This is a genomic window from Ferrimonas marina (assembly GCF_900129905.1).
Taxonomy (GTDB): domain Bacteria; phylum Pseudomonadota; class Gammaproteobacteria; order Enterobacterales; family Shewanellaceae; genus Ferrimonas; species Ferrimonas marina.
Window position 1 is genome coordinate 423,632 of record NZ_FQXG01000005.1, and the last position, 24,997, is coordinate 448,628.

Sequence of the window (24,997 nt, forward strand, 5' to 3'; positions counted from 1 at the left end):
CCTGGGGAGCCAGACCATGAGCAACTTTATCGTGGGTCTGACCGGCGGCATCGGCTCCGGCAAGACTCAAGTGAGCGATCGCTTCGCCCAGCTGGGGATCACCGTGGTGGATACCGATATCCTCGCCCGCGAGGTGGTGGAACCCGGCCAGCCGGCCTTTGAGGCGATCGTTGAACGTTACGGTGATGCGATACTGCAGGCGGATGGCAAGCTGGACCGCACCGCACTGCGACAACGGGTGTTTGCCGATGAAGGCGAGCGCCAGTGGCTGAACCAGCAGACCCACCCGCGGATCCGACAGCGGATGTTGGCCCAGTGCCAGGCAGCCCCCTCGTCCTACGTAGTGTTGGTGGTACCGCTGCTGGTGGAGGGTGGCCTGGATAAGTTGGTGCACCGTGTTCTGGTGGTGGATGTGCCGGAGTCGGTGCAGATAGCCCGTACCAGCGCCCGCGATGGCAATGACCCAGAACTGGTCGAGAGCATCCTCAAACGCCAGGCCAGCCGTGAACAGCGGCTCAGCGCGGCGGACGACATCATCGACAACAGCGGTGACCTGGCCCAACTCGATGGCGAGGTTCAACGCTTACATCAATCCTATCTTTCTATGGCGGAGAAACAGCATGTCGCTGACCTTTGAGCAGCCGCTCAATGAGAAGATCCGCAACTACCTGCGGATCGAGACCGTCGCCGGCGAAGTGAAAGCCCACGCGACCCTGTCCCATCCCGGTGCGGAGATGGCCTATTTCCGCACCCTGTTTGAACTGGCCGAGCTGCTGGAGCGCGCCGATCTGCGCTCAGACCTGCTCAAAGACCTGGAGCGCCAGCTCACCCAGATAGAGCTGTGGCGCCCGCTACCCTCGGTGGACCACGCCCAACTGGACCTGTTCGAGCAACAACTGCAGAACCTGCAGCGTCGGCTGCAGGCCCAGACCAGGCCCACCCAAGTGCTCAAGAATGACCGCTTCCTCAGTGCCCTACGCCAACGTATGACCATTCCAGGCGGCTATGGCAATTTTGACCTGCCGCAGCTGCACTTCTGGCTGGCCCAGGACAGCGACACCAAAGCCAAGCAGAGCCAGGCATGGCTGGCAACCCTGGCGCCGGTGCTGGACAGCGTGGCACTGTCACTCAAGCTGTTGCGTCAAACCGGCCGCTGGCAGGAGCAACTGGCGATCCGCGGCAGTTACCAGGCCAGCTCCGAGCAGGGGCTCGATTTGCTGCAGGTTCGGGTTAAGCAGGAGTACGGGGTATACCCTACCATCAGCGCCCACCGGCACCGTTTTACCATCCACCTGATCAACCACGAGACCGGCAAGGCAGATTCACGTAATCTGCCGATACAGCTGTGCCTGTCTTTGGAGAGCAAATGACTTTGAAAGTGAAGTGTCCCACCTGTGAAGCCGAAGTACCCTGGGACAAGGACCACCCCTTCCGCCCCTTCTGCAGCGAGCGCTGCAAGCTGATTGACCTGGGCGACTGGGCCGAGGAACGCAACACCATCCACGGCAAGGTGGAGCTGCCGGATGAGTTTGATATCAGTGAGCCGGACTTCTTCCTCCAGGATGAGGATGAGGACGAGCCCAAGCACTGAACGCACGGAAAACACAAACAAAAACGCCACCCCAAAGGGTGGCGTTTTTTTGTCAGGCCAATCTCTGTAACAGCGCCTGGATAAGCACTTGATTAGCTGCTGGCATCGCTAGCTTTGGCAGGTCAGTCACCGGCACCCACTGCAGCGGGTTGCCCTCCTTGGGCTGGGCTTCGCCATCAAACTCGGTGACCAGGTAGGTGGCCAGCTGCACGGTGCGATCGCCGTAATCGTGGGTGACCGAATGCAGTGGCTCACAGCCCAGCACCGTTAGCCCTACCTCTTCTTCCAGCTCCCGAGCCAGGGCTTGCTCAAAGCCCTCACCGGCATCCACCTTGCCGCCGGGGAACTCCCACAGGCCGCCCTGGTGCTGCTCTGCTTTGCGCTTGGCCACCAGCACCCGTTGCTGGCTGTCCAGTACCACTCCGATCGCCACCTGGATAATGGTCATTTCCTCACTCCCTATCGAAACAAAACGGGCAACCACTCTGGGTTGCCCGTTTGAAGCAGGTTTTTAGGTTCTAGGACGCTTCGCTACTAGGTTGCTAGGCGCGGGGGCGCTTCGCTTCTAGGCTACTGCTCTTAGAGCCTGCTCTTCCTAGCACCTAGTCTTTAGGACAGCTTGCCGCAGCACTGCTTGTACTTCTTGCCAGAACCGCAGGGGCAAGGGTCGTTACGACCGACCTTGGGGCCCTGACGCTGAGCAACGGCCTGCTGAGGCGCCTGCTCGGCACCCATCTGCTGAGCCTGCTGGTGCTGGAAGGCACGCTGACGAGCCAGCTGCTCCTCCTGCTCACGGCGCTTCTGCTCCATGGCATCCACGTCTTCCTGAGCTTGCACCCGTACCTTGGACAGCAGCGAGATAACGTCGGTCTTCAGGCTCTCCAGCATCCCCTGGAACAGCTCGAAGGACTCACGCTTGTACTCCTGCTTGGGGTTCTTCTGGGCATAGCCACGCAGATGGATACCCTGACGCAGGTGGTCCATCGCCGCCAGATGCTCCTTCCACAGGTTATCGAGGGTCTGCAGCATCACGACTTTCTCAAACTGACGCAGCACCTTCTCACCCACCTGCTCCTCTTTCTGAGCGTAGGCTTCGTCCCATGCGGCAACAATGCGCTCACGCAGGGTCTCTTCGTGCAGGTCGTCCTCTTTGTCCAGCCACTCACCGATGGGCAGGGCCAGCTCGAAGTCCAGCGCCAGGCGCTCTTCCAGCGCCGGTACGTCCCACATCTCCTCCAGGGATTGCGGCGGGATGTACTGGGAGATCACCTCGTTGAGTACATCGGCGCGAACCGCTTCGATGGTCTCCTTGATGTCCTCGTCGTCCATCAGCTCGTTACGCTGGGCATACACCACCTGGCGCTGATCGTTGGCGACGTCATCGTATTCCAGCAGCTGCTTACGGATGTCGAAGTTGCGGGCTTCTACCTTGCGCTGCGCGTTCTCGATGGCGCGGTTAACCCAAGGGTGCTCAATCGCTTCGCCACGCTCCATACCCAGCTTCTTCATCATCCCGGAGACACGATCAGACGCGAAGATCCGCATCAGGCTGTCTTCCATGGAGAGGTAGAAGCGGGAGGAACCGGCATCACCCTGACGACCGGAACGGCCACGCAGCTGGTTATCGATACGACGGGACTCGTGACGCTCGGAAGAGATGATGTGCAGACCACCGGCCTCCAGCACCGCGTCGTGACGCACCTGCCAGTCGGCCTTGATCTTCTCGACCTTGTCTTCGCTGGGGTTGTCACCCAAAGCGTCGATCTCCGCCTGCCAGCTGCCACCCAACACGATATCGGTACCCCGACCGGCCATGTTGGTAGCGATGGTTACCGCGCCGCTGCGACCGGCCTGGGCAACGATCTCCGCTTCCTGCTCGTGGAACTTGGCGTTCAACACGTTGTGCTTGATCTTCTCTTTGCGCAGCAGGTTGGAGAGGTACTCGGAGGACTCGATGGAGATGGTGCCCACCAGCACCGGCTGGCCCCGCTCCATGCAGTCACGGATGTCGGCGATGATCGCCTCAAACTTCTCTTCCGCGGTGAGGTACACCAGGTCAGCCATGTCCTTACGGATCATCGGCTTGTTGGTGGGCAGCACCACGGTATCCAGATCATAGATGCTCTGGAATTCGAACGCTTCAGTGTCCGCGGTACCGGTCATCCCCGCCAGCTTGTCGTACATGCGGAAGTAGTTCTGGAAGGTGATGGACGCCAGGGTCTGGTTTTCGTTCTGGATCTTGAGGCCCTCTTTGGCCTCCACCGCCTGGTGCAGACCCTCGGACCAGCGACGACCGGGCATGGTACGGCCGGTGTGCTCGTCTACGATCACCACCTGACCCTGGTCATCGACGATGTAGTCGACGTCGCGCTCAAACAGCATATGGGCACGCAGGGCCGCGTTGACATGGTGCAGCAGCGAGATGTTGGCGGCGCTGTAGAGGGAATCGCCCTCCTGCAGCAGACCCATCTCCAGCAGCAGGGTCTCAACCTTCTCCTGACCGCGCTCGGTCATGTGGACCTGCTTGGCCTTCTCGTCGACGGAGAAGTCGCCTTCGCCCACCTCTTCCTCGGTGTCTTCTTTCTCCTGGCGAACCAGTTTGGGGATCAGGGTGTTGACGCGAATGTACAGCTCGGAGCTGTCCTCGGCGGCACCGGAGATGATCAGCGGGGTACGGGCTTCATCGATCAGGATGGAGTCCACCTCATCCACCAGGGCGTAATGCAGCTCACGCTGGACCCGCTCGGCAGCGGAGAACGCCATGTTGTCACGCAGGAAATCGAAGCCGAACTCGTTGTTGGTACCGTAGGTGACGTCAGAGCCGTAGGCTTCCTTCTTGGCCTCATGGGGCAGGCCGGACAGGTTGATGCCCACGGTCATGCCGAGGAACTCAAACAGCGGACGGTTCCACTCGGCGTCACGGCGAGCCAGGTAGTCGTTCACGGTAATGACGTGAACGCCTTTGCCGGTCAGTGCGTTGAGGTAGGCAGGCAGGGTCGCGGTCAGGGTCTTACCCTCACCGGTGCGCATCTCAGCGACGCGACCAGACTGCAGCACCATGCCGCCCATCAGCTGGACGTCGAAGTGGCGCATGGCGAACACCCGCTTGGAGGCTTCCCGTACGGTGGCAAAGGCCTCCGGCAAGATGTCGTCCAGGGTAGCCCCCTCGGCGATTCGTTGCTTAAACTCCTCAGTTTTCTGCTTCAGCTGCTCGTCGCTGTAGGCTTCAAAATCCGCCTCCATGGCGTTGATCTTGGTCACCACCTTGCGCAGCTGCTTAAGGGTTCGCTCGTTCTTACTACCAAATACCTTGGTCAGGAGTTTCGCTAACATTGCTTTACATCGCTACTTAACACGGCAGACGCCGACAAAAGGTGTCGGCGCCTGTGAGGATTAATCCGTTAGATCCCTGCTAACTTCTCGGTTTGCGGTACACGTACCGCGCAGGATCCACCTGTACGTTATTTTCCAACACTTCGTAGTGAACGTGTGGCCCGGTGGAGCGTCCGGTACTGCCGATGGTGGCAATCACCTCTCCTTTCTCCACCACCTGGCCCAACTCCACCAGATTGTCTTTGTTGTGACCGTAACGGGTTTTCAGGCCATTACCATGGTCAACCTCAACCAGATTGCCATAGCCGAACATGGTACCAGAATAGGACACCACTCCGGCACCGGTGGCGATCACTTCTCCCCCCTCGGGACCCGCAAAATCCAGACCGCGGTGCATCCGGCGACGCCCGTTGAAGGGGTCATTACGATAGCCGAACGAGGAAGACTGCCAACCGTTGGTGAGTGGACGCCCACTCAGGTAGGTCTCACTCTCGATATGGTGATGGCGTTCCAGACTTTCAAGTAGGGGCAGCTGATTATCTACCCGGTCCAGTCGGATCATCAACTCGTCCATCTCCGCCAGCAGCAGATCCAGCTCGATGTCGCTCTGATCCGGCACATCGACGCCGCCCAGGCCCACCTCGCTGTTGAAGTCGAACTGCTCACTCAGGTCGGAGCGCTCCGCCAGGGCGATCCCTACTGCCTCGACCCGGTTCATCCGGGCCTGAATGCGACCCAGACGGGCGGCCAGCACAGACAGCTGGGCTTCAGTCTGATCACGCAGTTGCAACAGCTTATCCTGCTGGCTGTCCGAACGCTGGTGGGTCATCGCCAACTCGGTGGCCACCGTCAGCACCCGTTGCTCTGACCAATGCCAGATCCCCACCAGGCAGGCGATCAGCGCCACTGGCAGTAAAAACCAACGTTTGCCCGGCTCGATGCGGCGCACGCCGCGCTTAGAGCGGATAAAGACTGTTACACTCATGGTGTCTAAACTAATTTCCGTTGTTTAATTGAAATCCAAACCGCAAGACATGGCCAACCTGGCCCGTGAACATTTCGCCCAACTGCAGCGGCATAGCGGTCACTTGGGTCAGCTGCAGGCGCAGTTGCTGCCACTGCTCGACCCGGCGATCCGGGACCAGATTAAGGTCGCCAACCTGCGTGGCGGCACCCTGGTGATTGAACTGGCGTCGGCGGCTTGGGCCACGCGACTGCAGTATCAACACCTTGATCTGCTGTCGGAATTGCGGAAAAAAGGATTTCCCATGCTCACGACTATCCAGTTCAAAGTCAACCCGGAGCTGTCCCAGCTAACGCGACAAAAGCCTCAAATATCCAAACACTTAAGCAAAAAGGCAGGGAACGAGCTTGAGACCCTCGCAAATACGTTAGGCGGCGAATTGGGAGAGAAACTTAAAAAATTGGCCGCCCATTCGGGCGGCCAATCGAAAACCTAATCCAGCGTTTACGCCAGTGAGGGTGCCAGGTAGTCCATCGGCACCTCCTGGGGCTGCTCGAAGGTCACCATCTCCCAAGCGGAGGCGTCTGCCAGCACGGCCCGGATCAACTGGTTGTTGAGGGCGTGACCAGACTTGTGGGCACGGAACTCACCAAGGATGGCGTGGCCAGCCAGGTAGAGATCCCCCACCGCATCCAGGATCTTGTGCTTCACAAACTCGTCCGGATCCCGCAGCCCGTCCGGGTTGAGGATACGGTACTCATCCAGCACGATGGCGTTTTCCATGCTGCCACCCAGGGCCAGGTTGTTGGCCCGCAGGAACTCGATGTCCTTCATAAAGCCAAAGGTGCGCGCTCGGCTGATCTCGCGGGAGAAGGCACTGGCGGAGAATTCCAGGGCCAGACGCTGAGCGCTACGGCTGATGGCCGGGTGGTTAAAGTCGATGGAGAAATCCAGGCGGAACCCGTTGTAGGGGCGGAACTCCGCCCACTTGTCGCCCTCTTCCACACGCACGGTCTTGCGCAGACGCAGATACTTTTTGGACGCGGACTGCTCTGCGATACCGGCGCTTTGCAACAGGAAAAGGAAGGGGTTGGCACTGCCATCCATGATCGGGATCTCCGGCGCGTCTACCTCGATGTACGCGTTGTCGATCCCCAAGCTGGCCAGAGCCGCCATCAGGTGTTCCACGGTCAGGACCTTCACCCCCTGCTCATTGGCCAAGCCGCTGCACAGGGTGGTTTCTTTGATCAGATCGGCACGCGCAGGCACTTCCACCACGGGGGACAAGTCCACCCGGCGAAAGACAATCCCGGTGTTGACCGGGGCAGGCTGCAACACGATCGTCACCTTATTTCCGGAGTGCAAACCCACTCCAGAGGCTTGGATCGGACGCTGAAGCGTCTTTTGTTTACTCATAGCCAGCTCTCCTACTGCGTACCAAAGGCGCGCATTCTACCACAAAAATGCAACCTGACAAAAAACAGGCCCAACCAGTTTATCCGATTTCCTTAATCGGCCTGACGACGCAGGAACGCCGGGATGTCCAGGTAGTGCTCTTGGCTCTGCGGCTGCTTGGCGGCAGCGGCGTTGCCCGGGGCGCTCGGATTGGACGGACGGCTCGGCTCCGGCTGAGACGGGGTGCTGGTGGCACTGCCCAGGCTCGGGGCGGAGTCGACGGCGTACTGGGCCGGGCTGGCCTTGGCCGGGGCTTCCGGCGCGGCGCGCTCAACCTGCGGACGGGCTTCTGCCGCCGGCTTGGCGGCAGGCTTGCTCACCAGCTGGATGTCCGGCTTCTTCTCAGCGCCGATGCCGGTGGCAACCACGGTAACCCGCAGCTCGTCGCTCATCTCAGGGTCGATAACGGCACCCACTACCACGGTGGCGTTCTCAGACGCGTAAGCCTTAACGTGGTTACCCACGGTTTCGAACTCTTCGATGCTGATGTCCAGACCGGCGGTGATGTTGACCAGTACGCCGCGGGCACCGGAAAGATCAATGTCTTCCAGTAGCGGGCTGGCCACGGCGGCTTCCGCCGCTTCCTCGGCACGGTCTTCGCCACGGGCGACACCGGTGCCCATCATGGCGTTACCCATCTCGGACATCACGGTCTTCACGTCGGCAAAGTCGACGTTGATCAGGCCCGGACGGGTGATCAGTTCGGCGATGCCCTGCACGGCACCCAGCAGCACGTTGTTGGCGGCCTTGAAGGCATCCAGCAGGCTGGTGCGGCCACCCAGGACCTTCATCAGCTTGTCATTGGGCACGGTGATCAGCGAGTCCACCTGCTTGCCCAGCTGCTCAATCCCCTGCTCGGCAAAGGCGGAACGCTTCTTGCCCTCGAAGGAGAACGGCTTGGTCACCACCGCCACGGTGAGGATCCCCTCCTCCTTGGCGACTTCGGCAACCACCGGAGCGGCACCGGTACCGGTACCACCGCCCATGCCCGCGGCGATGAACACCATGTCGGAACCGGCAATGGCGGCGCGAATGGTTTCCCGGTCTTCCAGGGCGGCTTCACGACCTACCTCGGGGTTGGCGCCAGCGCCCAGGCCCTTGGTGACGTTCTTGCCCAGTTGAATGGTGGTTTGCGCAGAGGATTTGCGCAACGCCTGGGAATCGGTGTTGGCACAGATGAAGTCCACCCCTTCGATGGTCTGCTCCACCATGTGCTCGACGGCGTTACCGCCACCGCCGCCGACCCCGACGACTTTAATGACAGCGTCGTCGCTGTGACTGTCTACAATCTCGAACATGCTTTTATCTCCGTTCAGCCCGCGTCCAAATGTTTTACTAAAACGGCGTTAAAACTCGCCTTTGAACCAGTTCTGCATCCTGCCTAGAATCTGACCCAAACCTTGTTTCGGTGCGCGCTCATGGGCCTTCACTGCCAATTGCTTCGCACCGTAATGCAGTAGCCCAACCGCAGTTGCGTAGCTGGGCTCCTGAATGTAATCGTTTAATCCCTTCAGCGGCTGCGGCTGCGCCAGGCGCACCGGCATGCCGAAGATCTCTTCTGCCACGGTTTCCGCCCCCTCAATCAGGGCGGTACCGCCGGTCAGTACCACACCGGCGGCGACCTGGTCTTCCAGGCCACTGGTGCGCAGTGCATCGGCCACCAGCTCAAACAACTCCTGATAGCGCGGCTCCACCACCTCCGCCAGGGTGTGGCGGGACATGCTGCGCGCCGGGCGACCGCCGACCGAGGGCACCTCGATGCTCTCCTCCTGGCTCACCAGGGCACTGCGGGCACAGGCAAACTGCACCTTGATCTGCTCGGCGTGGCTCAAGGGGGTACGGAAGATCTTGGCGATGTCGTTGGTCACCTGGTTGCCCGCTACCGGGATCACCGCGCAGTGACGCAGCGCGCCGCCGGCGTAGATGGCGATGTCGGTGGTACCGGCGCCGATGTCCACCAGGCAGACACCGAGATCTTTCTCATCCTCGGTCAGCACCGCTTCAGCGGAGGCGATACCGGAGAACACCAGGTCGTCGACGGAGACGTCGCAACGCTGCACACACTTGGTGATGTTGCGCGCCCAATCGGCGGAGCAAGTCACCATGTGAACGTTGGCCTCCATCCGCATGCCGGACATACCTACCGGCGAGCGAATGCCTTCCAGCTCGTCGATGGTGAAGTCCTGAGGCAACACGTGCAGGATCCGGCGTTCGGTGGGGATCTTGACCGAGCGGGCGGTGTGGATGACGTCGTCGACGTCCTCCTGCAGCACCTCGGCACCGTTGATCGGCACCATGCCCTTCTCGTTCTGGCAGCTGACGTGGTGGCCGGAGATGCTCAGGTAGACCGAAGCTACCTCACATTCGGCAATGGAGGCCGCCTGGTTCAGCGCCAGCTTAACGCTGCGCATCACCGAGTCGAGATCGTTGACCCCGCCCTTGTCCATACCGCGAGACTGCTGGCTGCCCAATCCGATGACGCTGATCTGACCATCCGGCAACACCTCTCCGATCACCGCGCTGGTTTGCGCCGTGCCGATATCCAGTCCCACAATCAAGCTCGATTCCTGGCTCATGGTCATTCTTCTTGTTCCTGCCAACGCACGGCTAAGCCCGTGTCGTATCGTAAATCCACCCGTTCAATGGGCTTGCCTTCCTGCTCCAGCTGCGGCCAGAGATCGATAAAGCGCTGCGTCCGGGCCAGGGTATCGGTTCGGCCCAAGGCCAGCTCGATCCCCCCCTCCAGCCGCAGCGTCCAGGCGTGTCGACGGTTCAACTGCAAAGCTTGCCCTTGAAAGCCGTGTAACGCCAGCAATTCAGACAGTTGCTGCCACATTTCCCACACTTTTTCGCCACTTTCCGGCGGACCGGAGAGTTGCGGCAGAGATTCCAGCCCCTCACGGGGTGGCGCCTGGAATGGCTGCGCCCGCTCATTGAGCCAGGCAGCCTCATGCCAACGGGCTACCGGCACCTGCTCCAGCAGGTAAACCCGCAGTCGGTTGGGCCACTCGCGACGCACCGACGCCCGGTCGACCCAGGGCAGTGCGGTCAGTGTCTCACGCACCGCCTCAACGTCGGCGGTAAACAGCGACCAGCGCCCCAGATCCAATAGTGCCTGACGCACCTCGTCGTCGCTGGTGTACTGGCGCTCACCGATCAGCGCCAGCTCCTCAATCGGCAGGCTGTCAGCACTGCGGGTAAAGTCCACCACCCACCAGGCACCCCGCGCCAGCCCCAGCAGGACCAGCAGCAGAAACGCCAAGCCAAACCACATGTCCCAGCGGACATGTTGAGTTTGCGGCAGGGACAGGCTCACCATGACGGGTTACCTGGCCATCTCGAGGATCTGGCCGACCAGCTGGTCAAACTCAAGTCCCACCGCCTTGGCGGCCTTGGGCACCAGGCTGGTTTCGGTCATGCCCGGCACGGTATTCACCTCCAGCAGCTGGAACTGACCATCGGCGTCCTGCATCACGTCGACCCGGCCCCAGCCGGACGCGCCAACGGCCTTGAAGGCCTTGAGCGCCAGCTGCTGCATCCGCTGCTCCTGCTCGGCGCTGAGGCCGCAGGGAATGAGGTAACGGGTGTCGCCGGTAACGTACTTGGCGTCGTAGTCGTAGAACTCGTGGTCGGTTTCCATCCGGATCACCGGCAGCGCGCGGTCACCGAGGATCGACACGGTAAACTCCGGGCCATGGATCCAGGCCTCCACCAGCACGGTGTCGTCGTACACCAGGGCCGCCTCAATCGCCTGAGCCAAAGCCGCGGCATCCGCCGCCTTGGCCATGCCCACCGAGCTGCCCTCGTTGGCCGGTTTAACCATCACCGGGGCACCAAGACGCGCCATTATAGCCGCCGCGTCTTCCTCACTAAACGATTCTTTTTCAACAACCTCAAACTGGGCGGTGGGCAGATCCAGGCCGGCCCACAACCACTTGGTGCGGACCTTGTCCATCGCCACGGCACAGCCCATCACCCGGGAGCCGGTATAAGGGATACTGAGCTGCTCCAATGCCCCCTGGATGCTGCCATCCTCGCCACCGCGGCCATGCAGCACGATAAAGGCGCGATCAAACTCGGCCAGCGCCTGCAGCGGTTGCTCCGCCGGGTCAAACTTGTGGGCATCGATGCCACTGCGCTGCAGGCCCTTGAGTACCGCCGCGCCAGAGTTGAGGGAGACCTCTCGCTCTGCGCTGGTACCGCCGAACAGCACCGCTACCTTGCCTTGTTGCTGTGTGCTCATCAGCCTTGCTCCTTCATCCGCTGCACCGACATACCCATCTCGGCCAGCTTGCGGGCCACCGCACCGACGTTACCGGCGCCCTGGGTCAGGATGATGTCGCCATCTTGTAGCTGATCCGCCAGCAGGGCCGGCAGGGCCTCTGGGCCCGGGGCATAGACAGGATCCAGGCCACGCTGACGGATGGAGCGACACAGCGCCCGGCTGTCAGCACCGGGGATCGGCTCCTCACCGGCGCTGTAGACCTCCATCAGCACCAGGCAGTCCACCTCGGACAGCACCTGGCAGAAGTCTTCGTACAGATCCCGGGTGCGGGAGTAGCGGTGCGGCTGGTACACCATCACCAGGCGGCGTTCCGGCCAGCTGGCGCGGGCTGCCTGGATGGTCACTGCCACCTCACTGGGGTGATGACCATAGTCATCCACCAGGCGGACCTCGCCCTTACCGGTATCGAAGTCGCCATATTGCTGGAAGCGACGGCCAATGCCCTGGAACTCCACCAGCGCCTTGAGCAGTACCGCGTCTTCGACGCCCTCTTCCATCGCCACGGCGATGGCCGCCAGGGCGTTCTGTACGTTGTGACGACCCGGCAGGTTGAGGGTCAGGCGCAGCGGCTCATGCCCTTCACGCACCAGGGTAAACTGGGTCTGGGTACCGATCTGGACAAAGTCTTCGGCACGCACATCGGCTTCGGGGTGGAATCCGTAGGTCACGATACGGCGACCGATGCGCGGCATCACCGCCTTGACACCCTCATCATCGAGGCACATCACCGCGGTGCCGTAGAACGGCAGGTTATGGAGGAACTCAACGAAGGTGTCGTACAGCTTGTTGATGTCACCGCCATAGGTGTCCATGTGGTCCGGCTCGATATTGGTCACCACCGCCAGCATCGGCTGCAGATGCAGGAAGCTGGCGTCGGACTCATCGGCTTCCGCCACCAGGTAGTGGCTCTGGCCCAGTTTGGCGTTGGTGCCAGCGCTGTTGAGCTTGCCGCCAATCACAAAGGTCGGATCCAGCCCCGCCTCGCCAAACAGGCTGGCCGTCAGGCTGGTGGTGGTGGTCTTGCCATGAGTGCCGGCAATGGCCACGCCATGGCGGAAGCGCATCAGCTCCGCCAGCATCTCGGCCCGGCGTACTACCGGTATCCGCGCCTCGCGGGCCGCCTGGATCTCCGGGTTGCTCTCATCGATGGCGGTGGACACCACCACCACGTCGGCCCCTTCGACCCAGCGGGCGTTGTGGCCGATATGGACCTGGGCACCGGCGTCCAACAGACGCTGTGTCACCGGGCCTTGGGCGATGTCCGAACCGGACACCTGGTAGCCTTCATTGGCCAGTACCTCTGCGATGCCGCCCATCCCGGCGCCACCGATCCCAATAAAGTGGATGCGCTTCACCCGTCCCATGGCACCACGGGATTGCGGGTTGGCGGTTAGGTTAATGCTCATCGACCGCTCCTTTGCGCTAATGTCATGCAGATCTCTGCCACCTTGTCGGTGGCCTCGGGTACCGCACTGGCGCGGGCTGCTACGGCCATCGCTTCCAGCTGTTTCGGCTGTTGTGCCAACGCCAACAGGCGCTGGGCCAGGTCATCCGGGGTCAGCTCCGGCTGCGGGATCAGGATCGCCGCGCCGTCTTCCACCAAGGCCTGGGCATTCTGGGTCTGGTGATCATCCACCGCATGGGGGAAAGGCACCAGGATGGCAGGCCGGCCGGTCACTGCCAGCTCTGCCACGGTCAGGGCGCCAGCCCGACAGATCACCAGATCTGCCCAGGCATACGCCGCCGCCATATCATCGATAAACTCCGCCACCTGGGCACCCACACCCGGTGCGCAAGCCTGCCACTGCTGCTCCACCTCAGCACGCTGACCGCGGCCGACCTGGTGCCAGACGGTGATCCTGGCCTTGCCGGCGATCTGGCCGACCGCACAGGGCACGGTGTCATTGAGCACCTTGGCCCCGAGGCTGCCGCCTACCACCAACACTTTAAGCTGCTCGCCAGCCTGGACCGGCTGTTCCGCCCCCAGGGTGACCAGTTCGTCACGCACCGGGTTACCGACCCGCTGGGCATTGTCCAGCGCGCCCTCAAAGGCCACCAGGCGGGCCTTGGCAAAGCGGGACAGGATCTTGTTGGTGGCACCGGCAACGGCGTTTTGCTCGTGCAGCACCAGTGGGGTGCGGCGCAGCCAGGCGGCGATACCTCCGGGGCCGGCAGCGTAGCCGCCCATCCCCAGCACCACGTCCGGCTGGTATTCCTTCATGATGCCCAGTGCCTGGCCGATCGCCTTAAGGATCTGCAACGGCGCCTTGAGCTTGCGCACCAGGCCATTGCCCCGCACGCCCTTGATGTCGATAAAGCGAATGGCGAAGCCATGCTGGGGCACCAGTCGAGCCTCCATCCGCTCTTCGGTGCCAAGCCACAGTACCTCCCAGCCCTGCTCACGCAGACGCCGAGCCACCGCCAGGGCGGGGAACACGTGGCCGCCGGTACCGCCGGCCATCACCAGTAAACGCTTGCCATTACTCATTGCCGGCCCTCCGCTTCTTGCGTCGCTTGGGCTTGATGGGTGGCTCCGCCGGGCTGTCCGCCTCGGGGGCTGGCGTCACCGGTACCACACCGATGCGCCGCTCGTGATCGATGCGCAGCAACAAGGCCACTGCGGCGGTCATGATCCATAAACTGCTTCCACCATAAGAGACCAGCGGCAGGGTCAGGCCTTTGGTGGGCAGTACCCCCACCGAGGCGCCCACGTTAACCGCGGTCTGAAAACTGAACCAGATACCGATGCCGTAAGCGAGGTAGCCGGAGAACGCCTGCTCCTGCTTGAGAGCCAGGTGGCCGATCCACAGGGCCCGCATCGCCAGCAACAGCAGCAACGACAGCACCCCGATCACACCAACAAAGCCCAGCTCCTCGCCCAGCACCGCAAAGATAAAGTCCGTATGGGCCTCGGGCAGGTACTCCAGCTTCTGGATACTGTTGCCTAGGCCCTCCCCGAACCAATCGCCCCGACCGTAGGCCATCAGCGACTGGGTCAACTGGTAGCCGGTGCCAAAGGGATCAGCCCAGGGGTCCATAAAGGATTGGATCCGCGCCATCCGGTAACCCGAGGTGGCCACCAGGCCGATAAAGCCGCCCAGCCCCACCAGGATCAGGGCGACGAACTGGCCCAGCCGGGCGCCACCGAGGAACAGCATGCCGGTGGTGGTTACGAACATCACCACCACGGTGCCGAAGTCCGGCTGCTGAATCAGCAAGGTGGCGTAAACGCCAAAGACCGCCAGCGCCTTAACGAAGCCCTTGAAGTTCTCCCGCACCTCCTGGTGGCGTCGCACCAGGTAGCCTGCCAGGAACACAAACAGCGCCAGCTTGGCCAGCTCCGCCACCTGGAAATTGAATGGACCGAGTGGGATCCAGCGGGTGGCGCCGTTCACCGTCCGGCCAATAAAGAGCACCGCGATCAGGCTTAACAGCCCCACCAGCATCAGCAACCAGCTGTAGCGCTCCCAGTAATGTACCGGCACCCGCAACACCACCGCGGCGATCACCAGGGCACCGGCCAGGAAGATCATCTGGCGCTTAATGAAGTAATAGGGATCGCCGGTCAGCCGGGTCGCCTCCGGCATGGAAGCGGAGGCCACCATCAGCAGCCCCAGGGTCATCAGGGTCAGGATCAGCACCAGCAAGCCACGATCGTAGGGCTGTGGCTCGCTGTTGCTGGCAGGGAACAGGCGGCGCAGCCCATCCTGCCAGCGCTGACCAAACAACTCCATCTGCTGCATCGCGGCGAGTCGGCTCATAGCGCCTCCACCGCGGCGGCGAACTGCTCGCCCCGTTCGACAAAGTTGCGGAACATATCCAGGCTGGCGCAGGCCGGTGACAGCAGCACCAGATCACCCGGTCGCGCTTCGGAAGCGGCCAGGGCCACGGCAGACTGCAGCGTTGCCACCTGCTCGGCACCGGGCTTCAACGCCGCCAGTGCCGGGCCGTCCTGACCCAGAGTGATGAGTTGGTCGACCTTGGCCAGGGTCGGTGCCAATTCAGTCAGATCAGCGCCCTTGGCGTCACCGCCGGCGATCAGCAGCAACCGGCCGGGCAGATCACACAGCCCGTCGATGGCGGCCTGGGTCGCCCCCACGTTGGTGGCCTTGGAGTCGTTGATGTAGCGAACACCGCCCTTTTCCGCCACCAGTTCACAACGATGGGCCAGGCCGCGGTAAGTGCGCAGTGCCTGGTTGATCGCCTCCTGGGGCAATCCGGCGGCCCGGGCCAGGGCCGAGGCGGCCAGCGCATTGGCCAGGTTGTGAGAGCCCACCATGGCCAGCTCGTTGCTGTCCAGCAGAGGGGTGTCCCCCTGCACCAGTTGGCCATCCCGTACGCCGTAGTCCTGTCCCACGGGGGCATCCAGGCCAAAGCTCAGGCTGGCCCGCTCTTCCGGGGCCTGGGTGTGGGGGTCGGCCCGGTTGGTGATGCACAGCTGAGCCTGGTCATAGAGTTTGAGCTTGGCGTCCCGGTAGGCATCAAAGCCGGTGTAGCGATCGAGATGGTCTGGACTGACATTGAGTACCGTCGCCGCAATGGCATCCAGGCTGTCGGTGGTTTCCAGCTGGAAACTGGACAGCTCCAGGATGTAGAGCCGATGGCCCTGTCCCAGCAGATCCAGTGCCGGGGTACCAATATTGCCCCCCACGCCGACCGACCACTGGGCCGCTTCGGCCATGGCCCCGACCCAGCTGGTCACGGTGGATTTGCCGTTGGAGCCGGTGATCGCCAGTACCGGCGCGTCCACGTGACGGGCAAACAGTTCGATGTCGCCAATGGCTTCCACCCCGGCCTCCATCGCCTCGGCGATGGCGGGGGTCGCCAGGGGGATGCCCGGGCTGACCACCAGAGAGCGTGCTCGCTTGAGCGCGTCGGCATCGAACGGGCCGGTCAACAGCCTCACCTCGGGGAATTCAGTGGCCAGGGTATCCGCTCCCGGCGGTTGCATGCGGGTATCCCATACCGCTACCTCAACGCCCTGCGTCCGCAAAAAGCGGACGCAGGAGAGCCCGGTCAGGCCCAGGCCAAGGATGAGGGTATCGGCGGCATGCATCTTAACGCACCTTCAGGGTGGCCAGGCCCAGCAGCACCAGGCACAGGGAGATGATCCAGAAACGCACGATCACCCGCGGCTCCGGCCAGCCCTTGAGCTCATAGTGATGATGGATCGGCGCCATGCGGAAGATCCGCTTACGGCGCAGCTTGAAGGAGCCCACCTGGAGGATCACCGACAGGGTCTCAATAACGAAGATCCCCCCCATGATCACCAACAGGAACTCCTGACGGGTCAGCACCGCCATGGCACCCAGGCCTGCGCCCAGTGCCAGCGAGCCAACATCACCCATGAAGACCTGGGCCGGGTAGGTGTTGAACCACAAGAAGCCCAATCCGGCGCCCACCATGGCGGTGGCCACCACCCCCAGCTCGCCGGCACCAGGCAGGTGCGGGATATGCAGGTATTCAGAGAAGTTGATGTTGCCGGAGAGGTAAGCCACCAGGGCAAAGGCGGAGGCCACCATCACCGTGGGCACGATCGCCAGGCCGTCCAGGCCATCGGTCAGGTTCACCGCGTTGGAGCTGCCAACAATGGTGAAGTAAGCCAAGGCGATGAACACCAGGCCCAGCTGCGGCATCACGTCCTTGAAGAAGGGCACTACCAGCACCAGGTCTTCCGGTTGGCTCACGGCATACAGCCACACCGCCACCACGAAGGCCGCAACGGACTGCCAGAAGTATTTCCAGCGAGCGATCAGGCCGGCCGGGTCTTTGCGGATCACCTTGCGGTAGTCATCGACGAAGCCGATGGCACCAAAGGAGCCCAGCACAAACAGCATCACCAGCACGTAGTGGTTGCCCAGATCTCCCCACAACAGGGTGGCGACGAAGATCCCCGCCAGGATCATCACCCCACCCATAGTGGGGGTGCCGCGCTTGGAGAAGTGGGATTCCGGCCCGTCGTGGCGCACTACCTGGCCGATCTGCAGGCGCTGCAGGTAACGGATCATCTTGGGACCGCACCACAGGCAGAAGCCCAGGGCGGTCAGCAGGCTGATGATGGCCCGGAACGTCAGGTAGGAGATGACATTGAAGGCGCTGAAATACTGCGTTAAGTATTCGGCGAGATAGACCAGCATTATTGGTTGTCCCCAAACTGCTCCCGTAGGGCAGCGACCACCTGTTCCATTCGGGCGCTGCGGGAACCTTTAATCAAAATCGTGGTGGGCGCCTGGATCCCCTGGATCCGACGCACCAACTGCCGGATCAGCTCAGGCTGATCGTCGAGGTGCTCCGCACCTTCGAACTGCTCGGCGGCAAAACCGCTTAATGTACCCGTTGTCAGTAAGTAATCAATCCCTTTCTGAGCCGCATAGCGACCGACTTCACGGTGATGGGCCTCGGCACTGTCACCTAATTCACCCATATCGCCGAACACCAGCAGGGTAACGCCGTTTTGCTGGGCCAGCAGATCGATGGCGGCTCGAGTGGACGCCAGGTTGGCGTTGTAGCTGTCATCCACCACAGTGAGCTGGTCGGTGATCTTGTGGAACTGGTTACGACCGGCCACCTCCGGGGTGTTGGCCAGACCGGCGGCGATCAGCTCCAGGCTCAACTCCGCGGCGCTGGCCAGCGAGGCGGCGGCCAGGGCGTTGTTGACCTGGTGGCGGCCGGCCACCGGCAGTTGCACCGGCACACAGTGCTCTCCGCGGTGCAGGTTGAAGCGGTAGTGACCAAAGTTGCCCGGCTCCACCTGTTCGGCCCAGACGTCCGCCACGGTTTCGCTGGAGAAGCGGATCACGTCGCGATCCTCCAGCAGCGCCAGCAGGTCGTCGGCACGGTCGTCATCCAGGTTCACCACCGCCTTACCGTCGGCAGCCAGGTATTCGAAGATCTCCGATTTGGCGCGATAAACCCCATCCATGCCACCGAACCCCTCCAGGTGGGCCGGCTGGATGTTGTTGATCAGGGCCACGTCCGGGCGCACCAGCGAGCTGGTGTAGCGGATCTCACCGGCGTGGTTGGCGCCCAGCTCGAACACCCCGAAACGGTGTTGCGGCTCCAGCTCCAAAAGGGTCAGGGGTACACCAATGGTGTTGTTGAGGTTGCCACGGGTGGCCAGGGTCTCCCCGGCCTGGGCAAAGATCGCGGCCGCCATCTCCTTGACCGAGGTTTTTCCCACCGAGCCGGTTAACGCCACGCTGTAGGGATTCACCTCACGACGCAACCAGGCGCCCAGCTGGCCGAGGGCCATCAGGGTGTCCTCCACCAAAATTTGGGGCAAGGAGCTGTCCAGCTCACGGCTGACCAACACCGCACTGGCGCCGGCCTCGGCGGCACTGGCGACGAAATCATGACCATCAAACCGCTCGCCGACCAAAGCAACGAACAGATCGCCAGGCTGCAGTCGGCGGCTGTCGGTATTGACCCGCTCAATCTCGACGTCGGTGCCGATCAAGCGGCCCCCTACTACCTCGGTCAACTGTGCCAGCGACTGCGTGATCATTGCTCTTCTCCGGTCAAGGCCTGGGCCAAATGGCGCTCGTTATAGCTTAGGGTTTTACCCTGGATTAGCTGGTAGTCCTCGTGGCCTTTGCCCGCCAGCAGGATAAGGTCGCCATCGGCGGCCTGTTGATAGGCTTGGCGGACCGCCTCGGCGCGGTCCTCGATCACCAGGGCGCCATCGGGCTTTTGCAGCCCCGGTAGCATGTCCTGGACAATCTGGTCGAAGGCCTCACTGCGGGGGTTATCGGCGGTGATCACCAGGCGGTCGGCAAAGCGTTCGGCGCTTTGCGCCATCATCGGCCGCTTGCCGCGATCACGCTCGCCGCCACAGCCAAACAGGCACCACAGCTGGCCCTGGCAGTGGTGACGCAGGGCCGACAGGGCCTGTTCCAGGGCATCCGGGGTGTGGGCATAATCCACCACCAGGGTGGGCCCGGTGCTGCCCTGATATCGCTCCATCCGGCCCGCCGCCGGCTGCAGCTTGGCCACCTGGGCTAACAGATCCGCCAGCGGGTAGCCCTGCATCAGCAAAGCCCCTAAGGCGGCAAGCAGGTTGGCCAAGTTGAATTTGCCCAGCAGTGGGCTGCGCAGTTGGCCCTGGCCGAAGGAGGACTCCAGTCGCGCCTCGACACCAGCGTCGGTAAAGCGCAGATCAGTGGCGGTCAGGTAGTCGCCTTCGCAGCGTGCACCATCAATGCTGTAACCCAGCGCGCGCATCTGCCCCTTAAGCTGGCGATGCCACAGGCTGCCGTATTCGTCGTCCAGGTTAAGCACCGACCCCTGCAGACCCGGCTGGGAGAACAGCTGGCGCTTGGCCTCGGCGTAACTCTCCATATCGCCGTGGTAATCCAGGTGGTCGCGGCTGAGGTTGGTGAATACCGCCACCTCGATGGGCAGGGCCGAGACCCGGTTCTGGCTCAGGCCATGGCTGGAGATCTCCATCGCCACCGCACTGGCACCGGCTTGCGCCTGAGCCGCCAGGGTAGCGGCCACGGTGACCGCGTCAGAGGTGGTGTTGGCGGACGGGGTCAGCTGCCCCCACAAGCCATTGCCCACTGTGCCCATCACGCCGGTACGCTCATCCAATCCGGTTCGCAGCTGGGCATAGAGCTGGGTGACCGTGGTTTTGCCGTTGGTGCCGGTAACCCCCACCAGGCGGGGCTCACTGGCCTGTGGGTAGGCACGCAGCGCCACCGCAGAAAGGTGCTGGGGCAGCGCCCGGATCCCCACCACGGGCACCCCACCCTGATCCGGCAGGCGGCCACTTTGATCCGCCTGACACAAGATCGCCACCGCCCCCTTGGCGATGGCGGCTTCAATAAAGTCGCGACCATCCAGCAGGTGCCCCTGCACCGCCACAAACAGATCCCCGGGCTCGATCTTACGGCTGTCCAGCGCCATGTTATTGAAACGGATCCCTGTTTCTACCGTAACCCAGGGAGCCAATACACTATCGAGTGACGACATCGCTGCTCCCCATCCGGTTGTTGGCCAGGGTGCCACGCAGCGCGCGCCCCTGGCTTGGTTCCACATTTAACAGTTGCAAGGCATCCCCCATCACCTCGGCGAAGACCGGGGCGGCGACCGTGCCCCCGTGGTAGCTGTCGCCCTGGGGTTCATTGATCACCACCGCCATTGCCAGCCGCGGCTGCTCGGCCGGGGCCAGGCCAGCGAACAGGGTGACGTAGTCCTCGCCGTAGCCGCCGGCGATCGCCTTACGGCTGGTGCCGGTCTTGCCCGCCACCCGGTAACCGTTCACCGCCGCCCGGGTAGCCGTGCCGCCGGGCTCAGTCACACCGATCAGCATCTCCACCACCTGGCGGGCCACCTGCGGGGAGAGCACCTGCTCCCCCTCAGGGATGGCGCGGCGCTTGAGGATGGACGCAGGGCGGGCGACGCCATCGCCGCCGAGGATGGCGTACATCCGGGCCAGCTGCAGCGGGGTGGTGGTAAGGCCATAGCCAAAGGCCAGGGTGGCGCGCTCATGTTCAGACCAGCGGTGGCGCTTGGGCACATTGCCGGTGTACTCGCCATCCAGGTTGATGCCGCTGTAGGTGCCCAGGCCAAAATCGGCGTAGAAGGCCAACAGCTCCTCCACGTCCATCTGCAGCGCCATCTTGGCCATGGCGATGTTGGAGGACTTCTCCAGCAAGGTACCGAGATCCTGCTTGCCGTGGTTACGACCATCCCGCACCAGGCCGCCAGATACCCGCATCCAGCCGGGGCTGGTGTCGATCATCTCATCCGCCGTCACCAGCTCCTTCTCCAGGGCCGCGGCGACCACCAGGGGCTTGACCACCGAGCCGGGCTCGTAGGCGTCGGTGATGGCCCGGTTGCGCAGCTGGTAGGCCTGGATGCCACGGCGCTGGTTGGGATTGAAGCTGGGGGTGTTGGCCATCGCCAGGATCTCGCCGGTGGGGATGTCGATGATCACCAGCGAGCCGGAGGTGGCCATGTGCATCTGGGTGGCCCGCTTGAGCGCCTTGTAGGCCAGGGCCTGCAAACGCATATCCAGGCTCAGCACCAGATCATTGGGGTTCTCCCCCTCCTCCACCACGGACAGGTTCTCCACCACTTCACCGCTGCGCGCCTTTCGCACCCGCATCTTTTGCGGTGAGCCGGTCAGCCAGTCATCGAAGTTGCGCTCCAGCCCCTCGATCCCCTTGTCGTCGATGTTGGTCAGCCCCACCAGCTGACCGGTGATCTCACCGGCCGGGTAGTAGCGGCGGGACTCGGGCTTGAGTGAGATCCCCGGGATGCGCAGCTGACGGATGTACTCCGCCACCGCCGGAGTAACCTGGCGCTTGATATAGAGGAATCGGCCACGGCTGTCGCGGATCTTGGCAATCAGGCTATCGGCATCCAGCTCCAGCACGTCCGCCAGCGCCCGCCAGCGACGCAGATCCTCGAAGCCGTTGCCATCGCGCACCAGCTTGGGATCGGCAAAAGCGGCCATCACCGGCACACTCACCGCCAGCATCTCGCCGTTGCGATCGGTGATCATGCCCCGCTGCACCTCGGAGGTCTCCAGCCGCAGGGTACGCAGATCGCTCTCATGACGCAGTTGGTCTGGTGCCACCACCTGGATCCAGGCGGCGCGGGCACCGATGGCACCGAACACCAGCAGGATCACCACACTCACCAGCTGCAGGCGCCAGCGAAAAGGGGTGGGTTTGAGCTTTTGCTTGGCCTGACGACTCATGGCAGTCTCACCACCCGTTCCTGGGCCGGATTGGGACGGTTCATCTCCAGCTGATTGCGGGCCAGGCGGTCGATGCGGCTATGCTCCGCCAGGGTTTGCTCCTCCAGCAGCAGGTGACGCCAATGCACATCGAGGTGATCCCGCTCCTGCAGCAGGTTGTTCCATTGCGCGGTCAGACGGCGCGACTCCTGCGCCGACCAGATCACCGCAAAAGCGGTGATCACCACCGCCAAACCCAGCACCAGCAGGCCCTTGTGTTGCCACAAGTCGTTGAGAATGATGCGTGTCAGGCTGGGTTTGTCCGTGGTCATTACCGTTTCTCCGCTACCCGCAGGACTGAACTGCGTGCCCGGGTGTTCTCTTCCACTTCGCCGTCACTGGGCTTGAGGGCCTTGCCCACCAGTTTCAGCACCTTGCTTTCATCCAACTGGGCCTGGGTCAGGGGCAGACCTCGCGGTGCCTCCTGGCCTTGGCTCATCTTGCGCATGAAGCGTTTCACCATGCGGTCTTCCAGGGAATGGAAGCTGATCACCGACAGGCGGCCAGCGGGGGCCAGAACCTGAACCGCGCCCTGCAGCGCCTGTTCGATCTCTTCCAGCTCGCTGTTGATGTACATCCGGATCGCCTGGAAACTGCGGGTGGCCGGATGCTTGCCCTTCTCCCGCTTGTGCTGTGGCGTCATCTTCTCGATCAACCCGGCCAGATCCAGGGTGCGCTCCATCGGCAGCCCTTCGGCGATGTGTTCCTTGATCTTGCGGGCGATGGGGCGGGAAAACTTCTCCTCACCAAAGGTCTTGAGAACCCAGGCGATGTCGTTAGCCTCTGCCCGCGCCAGCCATTGGGCCGCGGTCTCACCGCGGCTGTTGTCCATCCGCATGTCCAGCGGCCCGTCGCGCAGGAAGCTAAAGCCGCGCTCGGCGTCGTCCAGCTGGGGAGAAGAGACGCCGAGATCCAGCAGCACGCCATCGATCTGGCCCTTGAGGCCCAGCGCTTCGATGTACTCGGCGATGCCGGAGAAGGGGCCGTGAACGATCTGGAAGCGATCGTCTTCGCTGGCCAGTTGCTCGGCCACGGCGATCGCCTGGGGATCCCGGTCGATGCCGATCAGGCGCCCTTCGGGCCCCAGTCGCGACAAGATATGACGGGAATGACCACCACGGCCAAAGGTGCCATCGACGTAGGTCCCGTTCGGCTTCAGGCCCAGACCGTCGACCGCTTCGTCAAGCAAGACGGTGATGTGTTGATATTGCTCTGCCATCAGAGTGAAAAGTCCTGTAGCCGGGGGTTATTCTGGATATCCTCCGAGCCCACCTGCTGATGGGCTTCGGCGATCTGCGCCTGCCACAAGGGCTCCGACCAGATCTCAAATTTGTTGAGTTGGCCTACCAGCATCAACGGCTTCTCCAGCTGGGCGTATTGCCGCAGCGGCGCCGAGATCAGTAGGCGACCGGCCTTATCCACTTCGCCCTCGGTGGCGTAGCCAAGCAGCAAACGCTTAAGCGCCCGCTCCGCCGGCTGTGTATCGGAGAGGGCCATCAGTTTCTGCTCAACCAGTTCCCATTCTGGCAGGGGATAAAGCAACAGGCAGGGGGATTGGAAGTCGACGGTGCAGACCACTTGGCCGCCGCACAACGAGCGCAACGGTTCGCGGTACCGGGTCGGTACCGTTAAACGTGCTTTGCTGTCCAGCGCGATGGCGTTGGCACCTCGGAACATAGAGACCCTTCCCTGTCTTAATGATCCATATAGATCCACTAATAACCACTTTATCCCACAACGACTCAAATTATGAGCCGGAAGCAAGGATTGTCAAGGAAGGGACGTGGTCAAATTCTCGGGGAAAGCCGCGCCAGGACTGAAACTTGCCGCCTATGACTTTGGGAAGTTCATCGCTATACGACTGAAAAACATCCAGTTAAAAGCAAATACTCCGATCGTATAACGATCGGCGATCTTCGAATAAAGGCAGGCCCCAGCGGCTCTATTGCCAGGTCTTGTTCTGTCCAAGACGCTGTCGGCCGCTGAATGACGACGGGCAGGACCTAACCCTGCCTCTTTCTTTCCAGGCATTTGTTTGTGCTGCCCAATGGCACGAGACAGTCAGCAAAAAAGGCGATCGACATTGGCACCCCCTTTTTTCTCAAAGCTAAGCACTGCCTGATCCACACACTGGCAGCATCTTGTACCAATCCAGGTCGACATAGGACACAAAAAAGCCCCTCAGGTGAGGGGCTTTTTCGTTTTGATTAGGTTGGAGTTGGCCGATAAGCCGGGTCCTGTCTCCGCTTGCGCGGCGGCAATCATTCCTCTAGGCCTGGGATCGCTCCCAGGCTCAAGCAACCTACCCGCCCCCAACGCGGGCCACGCCAATGGGGGCCTATTTGGTCTTGCTCCGGGTGGAGTTTACCGTGCCACGAACCATTACTGGCCGCGCGGTGCGCTCTTACCGCACCCTTTCACCCTTACCTGTGCACTCCCGAGGAAGTGCCATCGGCGGTCTGCTCTCTGCTGCACTGGTCGTGGGCTCACGCCCCCCAGGTGTTACCTGGCACCCTGCCCTATGGAGCCCGGACTTTCCTCCCCCTTGCCCGTCTGCTTTATACCCTAAGGTCTACCGGCACAACGACAAGGCAGCGATTGCCTGGCCAACTCCAAGGCGCAGGA

At 62.3% G+C, this 24,997-nt stretch carries 23 protein-coding genes and 1 other RNA gene; 4 read left to right on the forward strand and 20 right to left on the reverse strand.

Features of this window, described 5'->3' with window-relative positions; all coding sequences use genetic code 11:
- Positions 1 to 16: 16 nt before the first annotated feature.
- From coaE to yacG, 3 genes are read left to right on the forward strand one after another with little or no spacing between them, the layout of a single operon-like run.
- The gene (gene coaE, locus BUC04_RS14280; protein ID WP_067661620.1) at positions 17 to 637 is read left to right on the forward strand and encodes a dephospho-CoA kinase; all 621 of its coding nucleotides are present in this window, start codon (positions 17 to 19) and stop codon (positions 635 to 637) included.
- Positions 621 to 1,370 (forward strand): cell division protein ZapD, encoded by a 750-nt coding sequence (locus BUC04_RS14285; protein ID WP_067661619.1) that lies wholly within the window; start codon positions 621 to 623, stop codon positions 1,368 to 1,370. The genes coaE and BUC04_RS14285 overlap by 17 nt, the downstream gene beginning before the upstream one ends.
- Positions 1,367 to 1,591: a DNA gyrase inhibitor YacG gene (gene yacG, locus BUC04_RS14290; RefSeq protein ID WP_067661618.1), complete on the forward strand. Its 225-nt coding sequence runs from the start codon at positions 1,367 to 1,369 to the stop codon at positions 1,589 to 1,591. The genes BUC04_RS14285 and yacG overlap by 4 nt, the downstream gene beginning before the upstream one ends.
- A gap of 52 nt (positions 1,592 to 1,643) precedes the next feature.
- On the opposite strand, the gene mutT is transcribed toward yacG, so the two are convergent.
- The 3 genes from mutT to BUC04_RS14305 all read right to left on the reverse strand — a co-directional run bounded on the left by mutT (position 1,644) and on the right by BUC04_RS14305 (position 5,909).
- Positions 1,644 to 2,039 carry an 8-oxo-dGTP diphosphatase MutT gene (gene mutT / locus BUC04_RS14295; protein WP_067661616.1) on the reverse strand — a complete coding sequence of 132 codons (396 nt, stop codon included), beginning with the start codon at positions 2,037 to 2,039 and terminating at the stop codon, positions 1,644 to 1,646.
- A 161-nt stretch (positions 2,040 to 2,200) separates the two neighbouring features.
- A complete protein-coding gene (gene secA / locus BUC04_RS14300; protein WP_067661614.1) occupies positions 2,201 to 4,924 on the reverse strand; it encodes a preprotein translocase subunit SecA in 2,724 nt (907 codons plus the stop codon).
- Between the two features lie 79 nt (positions 4,925 to 5,003).
- Entirely contained in the window at positions 5,004 to 5,909 is a 906-nt protein-coding gene (locus tag BUC04_RS14305) for a M23 family metallopeptidase (protein ID WP_067661612.1), read from the reverse strand.
- A 49-nt stretch (positions 5,910 to 5,958) separates the two neighbouring features.
- Here BUC04_RS14305 and BUC04_RS14310 point away from each other — a divergent pair, with 49 nt between their 5' ends.
- Positions 5,959 to 6,384, forward strand: coding sequence for a DUF721 domain-containing protein (locus BUC04_RS14310; RefSeq protein WP_067661610.1), 426 nt, complete (start codon positions 5,959 to 5,961; stop codon positions 6,382 to 6,384).
- A gap of 8 nt (positions 6,385 to 6,392) precedes the next feature.
- Here the strand turns inward: BUC04_RS14310 and lpxC are convergent, their stop codons facing one another.
- The 17 genes from lpxC to rnpB form a co-directional block, all read right to left on the reverse strand.
- Complete coding sequence (gene lpxC / locus BUC04_RS14315; RefSeq protein WP_067661609.1) at positions 6,393 to 7,304, reverse strand: UDP-3-O-acyl-N-acetylglucosamine deacetylase; 912 nt, start codon at positions 7,302 to 7,304, stop codon at positions 6,393 to 6,395.
- Between the two features lie 92 nt (positions 7,305 to 7,396).
- Positions 7,397 to 8,641: a cell division protein FtsZ gene (gene ftsZ / locus BUC04_RS14320; protein WP_067661607.1), complete on the reverse strand. Its 1,245-nt coding sequence runs from the start codon at positions 8,639 to 8,641 to the stop codon at positions 7,397 to 7,399.
- Between the two features lie 48 nt (positions 8,642 to 8,689).
- A complete protein-coding gene (gene ftsA, locus BUC04_RS14325) occupies positions 8,690 to 9,925 on the reverse strand; it encodes a cell division protein FtsA (RefSeq protein ID WP_067661605.1) in 1,236 nt (411 codons plus the stop codon).
- Positions 9,922 to 10,662: a cell division protein FtsQ/DivIB gene (locus tag BUC04_RS14330; protein ID WP_067661603.1), complete on the reverse strand. Its 741-nt coding sequence runs from the start codon at positions 10,660 to 10,662 to the stop codon at positions 9,922 to 9,924. The genes ftsA and BUC04_RS14330 overlap by 4 nt, the downstream gene beginning before the upstream one ends.
- 6 nt (positions 10,663 to 10,668) lie before the next feature.
- Positions 10,669 to 11,586 carry a D-alanine--D-alanine ligase gene (locus BUC04_RS14335; protein ID WP_067661601.1) on the reverse strand — a complete coding sequence of 306 codons (918 nt, stop codon included), beginning with the start codon at positions 11,584 to 11,586 and terminating at the stop codon, positions 10,669 to 10,671.
- The gene (murC, locus tag BUC04_RS14340) at positions 11,586 to 13,034 is read right to left on the reverse strand and encodes a UDP-N-acetylmuramate--L-alanine ligase (protein ID WP_067661599.1); all 1,449 of its coding nucleotides are present in this window, start codon (positions 13,032 to 13,034) and stop codon (positions 11,586 to 11,588) included. The genes BUC04_RS14335 and murC overlap by 1 nt, the downstream gene beginning before the upstream one ends.
- Positions 13,031 to 14,116 (reverse strand): undecaprenyldiphospho-muramoylpentapeptide beta-N-acetylglucosaminyltransferase, encoded by a 1,086-nt coding sequence (gene murG / locus BUC04_RS14345; protein ID WP_067661597.1) that lies wholly within the window; start codon positions 14,114 to 14,116, stop codon positions 13,031 to 13,033. The genes murC and murG overlap by 4 nt, the downstream gene beginning before the upstream one ends.
- The gene (gene ftsW, locus BUC04_RS14350) at positions 14,109 to 15,389 is read right to left on the reverse strand and encodes a cell division protein FtsW (protein WP_234977418.1); all 1,281 of its coding nucleotides are present in this window, start codon (positions 15,387 to 15,389) and stop codon (positions 14,109 to 14,111) included. The genes murG and ftsW overlap by 8 nt, the downstream gene beginning before the upstream one ends.
- Entirely contained in the window at positions 15,386 to 16,684 is a 1,299-nt protein-coding gene (gene murD, locus BUC04_RS14355) for a UDP-N-acetylmuramoyl-L-alanine--D-glutamate ligase (RefSeq protein ID WP_067661596.1), read from the reverse strand. The genes ftsW and murD overlap by 4 nt, the downstream gene beginning before the upstream one ends.
- 1 nt (position 16,685) lies before the next feature.
- A complete protein-coding gene (gene mraY, locus BUC04_RS14360) occupies positions 16,686 to 17,765 on the reverse strand; it encodes a phospho-N-acetylmuramoyl-pentapeptide-transferase (protein ID WP_067661594.1) in 1,080 nt (359 codons plus the stop codon).
- A complete protein-coding gene (locus tag BUC04_RS14365; protein WP_067661592.1) occupies positions 17,765 to 19,132 on the reverse strand; it encodes a UDP-N-acetylmuramoyl-tripeptide--D-alanyl-D-alanine ligase in 1,368 nt (455 codons plus the stop codon). Before BUC04_RS14365 ends, mraY begins: the two co-directional genes overlap by 1 nt.
- Positions 19,129 to 20,598, reverse strand: coding sequence for a UDP-N-acetylmuramoyl-L-alanyl-D-glutamate--2,6-diaminopimelate ligase (murE, locus tag BUC04_RS14370; protein ID WP_067661590.1), 1,470 nt, complete (start codon positions 20,596 to 20,598; stop codon positions 19,129 to 19,131). Before murE ends, BUC04_RS14365 begins: the two co-directional genes overlap by 4 nt.
- Entirely contained in the window at positions 20,582 to 22,333 is a 1,752-nt protein-coding gene (locus BUC04_RS14375) for a peptidoglycan D,D-transpeptidase FtsI family protein (RefSeq protein ID WP_067661588.1), read from the reverse strand. The genes murE and BUC04_RS14375 overlap by 17 nt, the downstream gene beginning before the upstream one ends.
- The gene (gene ftsL / locus BUC04_RS14380; protein ID WP_067661586.1) at positions 22,330 to 22,644 is read right to left on the reverse strand and encodes a cell division protein FtsL; all 315 of its coding nucleotides are present in this window, start codon (positions 22,642 to 22,644) and stop codon (positions 22,330 to 22,332) included. Before ftsL ends, BUC04_RS14375 begins: the two co-directional genes overlap by 4 nt.
- The gene (gene rsmH / locus BUC04_RS14385) at positions 22,644 to 23,591 is read right to left on the reverse strand and encodes a 16S rRNA (cytosine(1402)-N(4))-methyltransferase RsmH (RefSeq protein WP_067661584.1); all 948 of its coding nucleotides are present in this window, start codon (positions 23,589 to 23,591) and stop codon (positions 22,644 to 22,646) included. The genes ftsL and rsmH overlap by 1 nt, the downstream gene beginning before the upstream one ends.
- On the reverse strand, positions 23,591 to 24,049 hold the full coding sequence (gene mraZ, locus BUC04_RS14390; RefSeq protein ID WP_067661582.1) for a division/cell wall cluster transcriptional repressor MraZ: 459 nt from the start codon (positions 24,047 to 24,049) through the stop codon (positions 23,591 to 23,593). The genes rsmH and mraZ overlap by 1 nt, the downstream gene beginning before the upstream one ends.
- Positions 24,050 to 24,582: 533 nt before the next feature.
- An RNA gene (gene rnpB / locus BUC04_RS14395) (RNase P RNA component class A) lies at positions 24,583 to 24,986 on the reverse strand.
- Between the last annotated feature and the right edge of the window lie 11 nt (positions 24,987 to 24,997).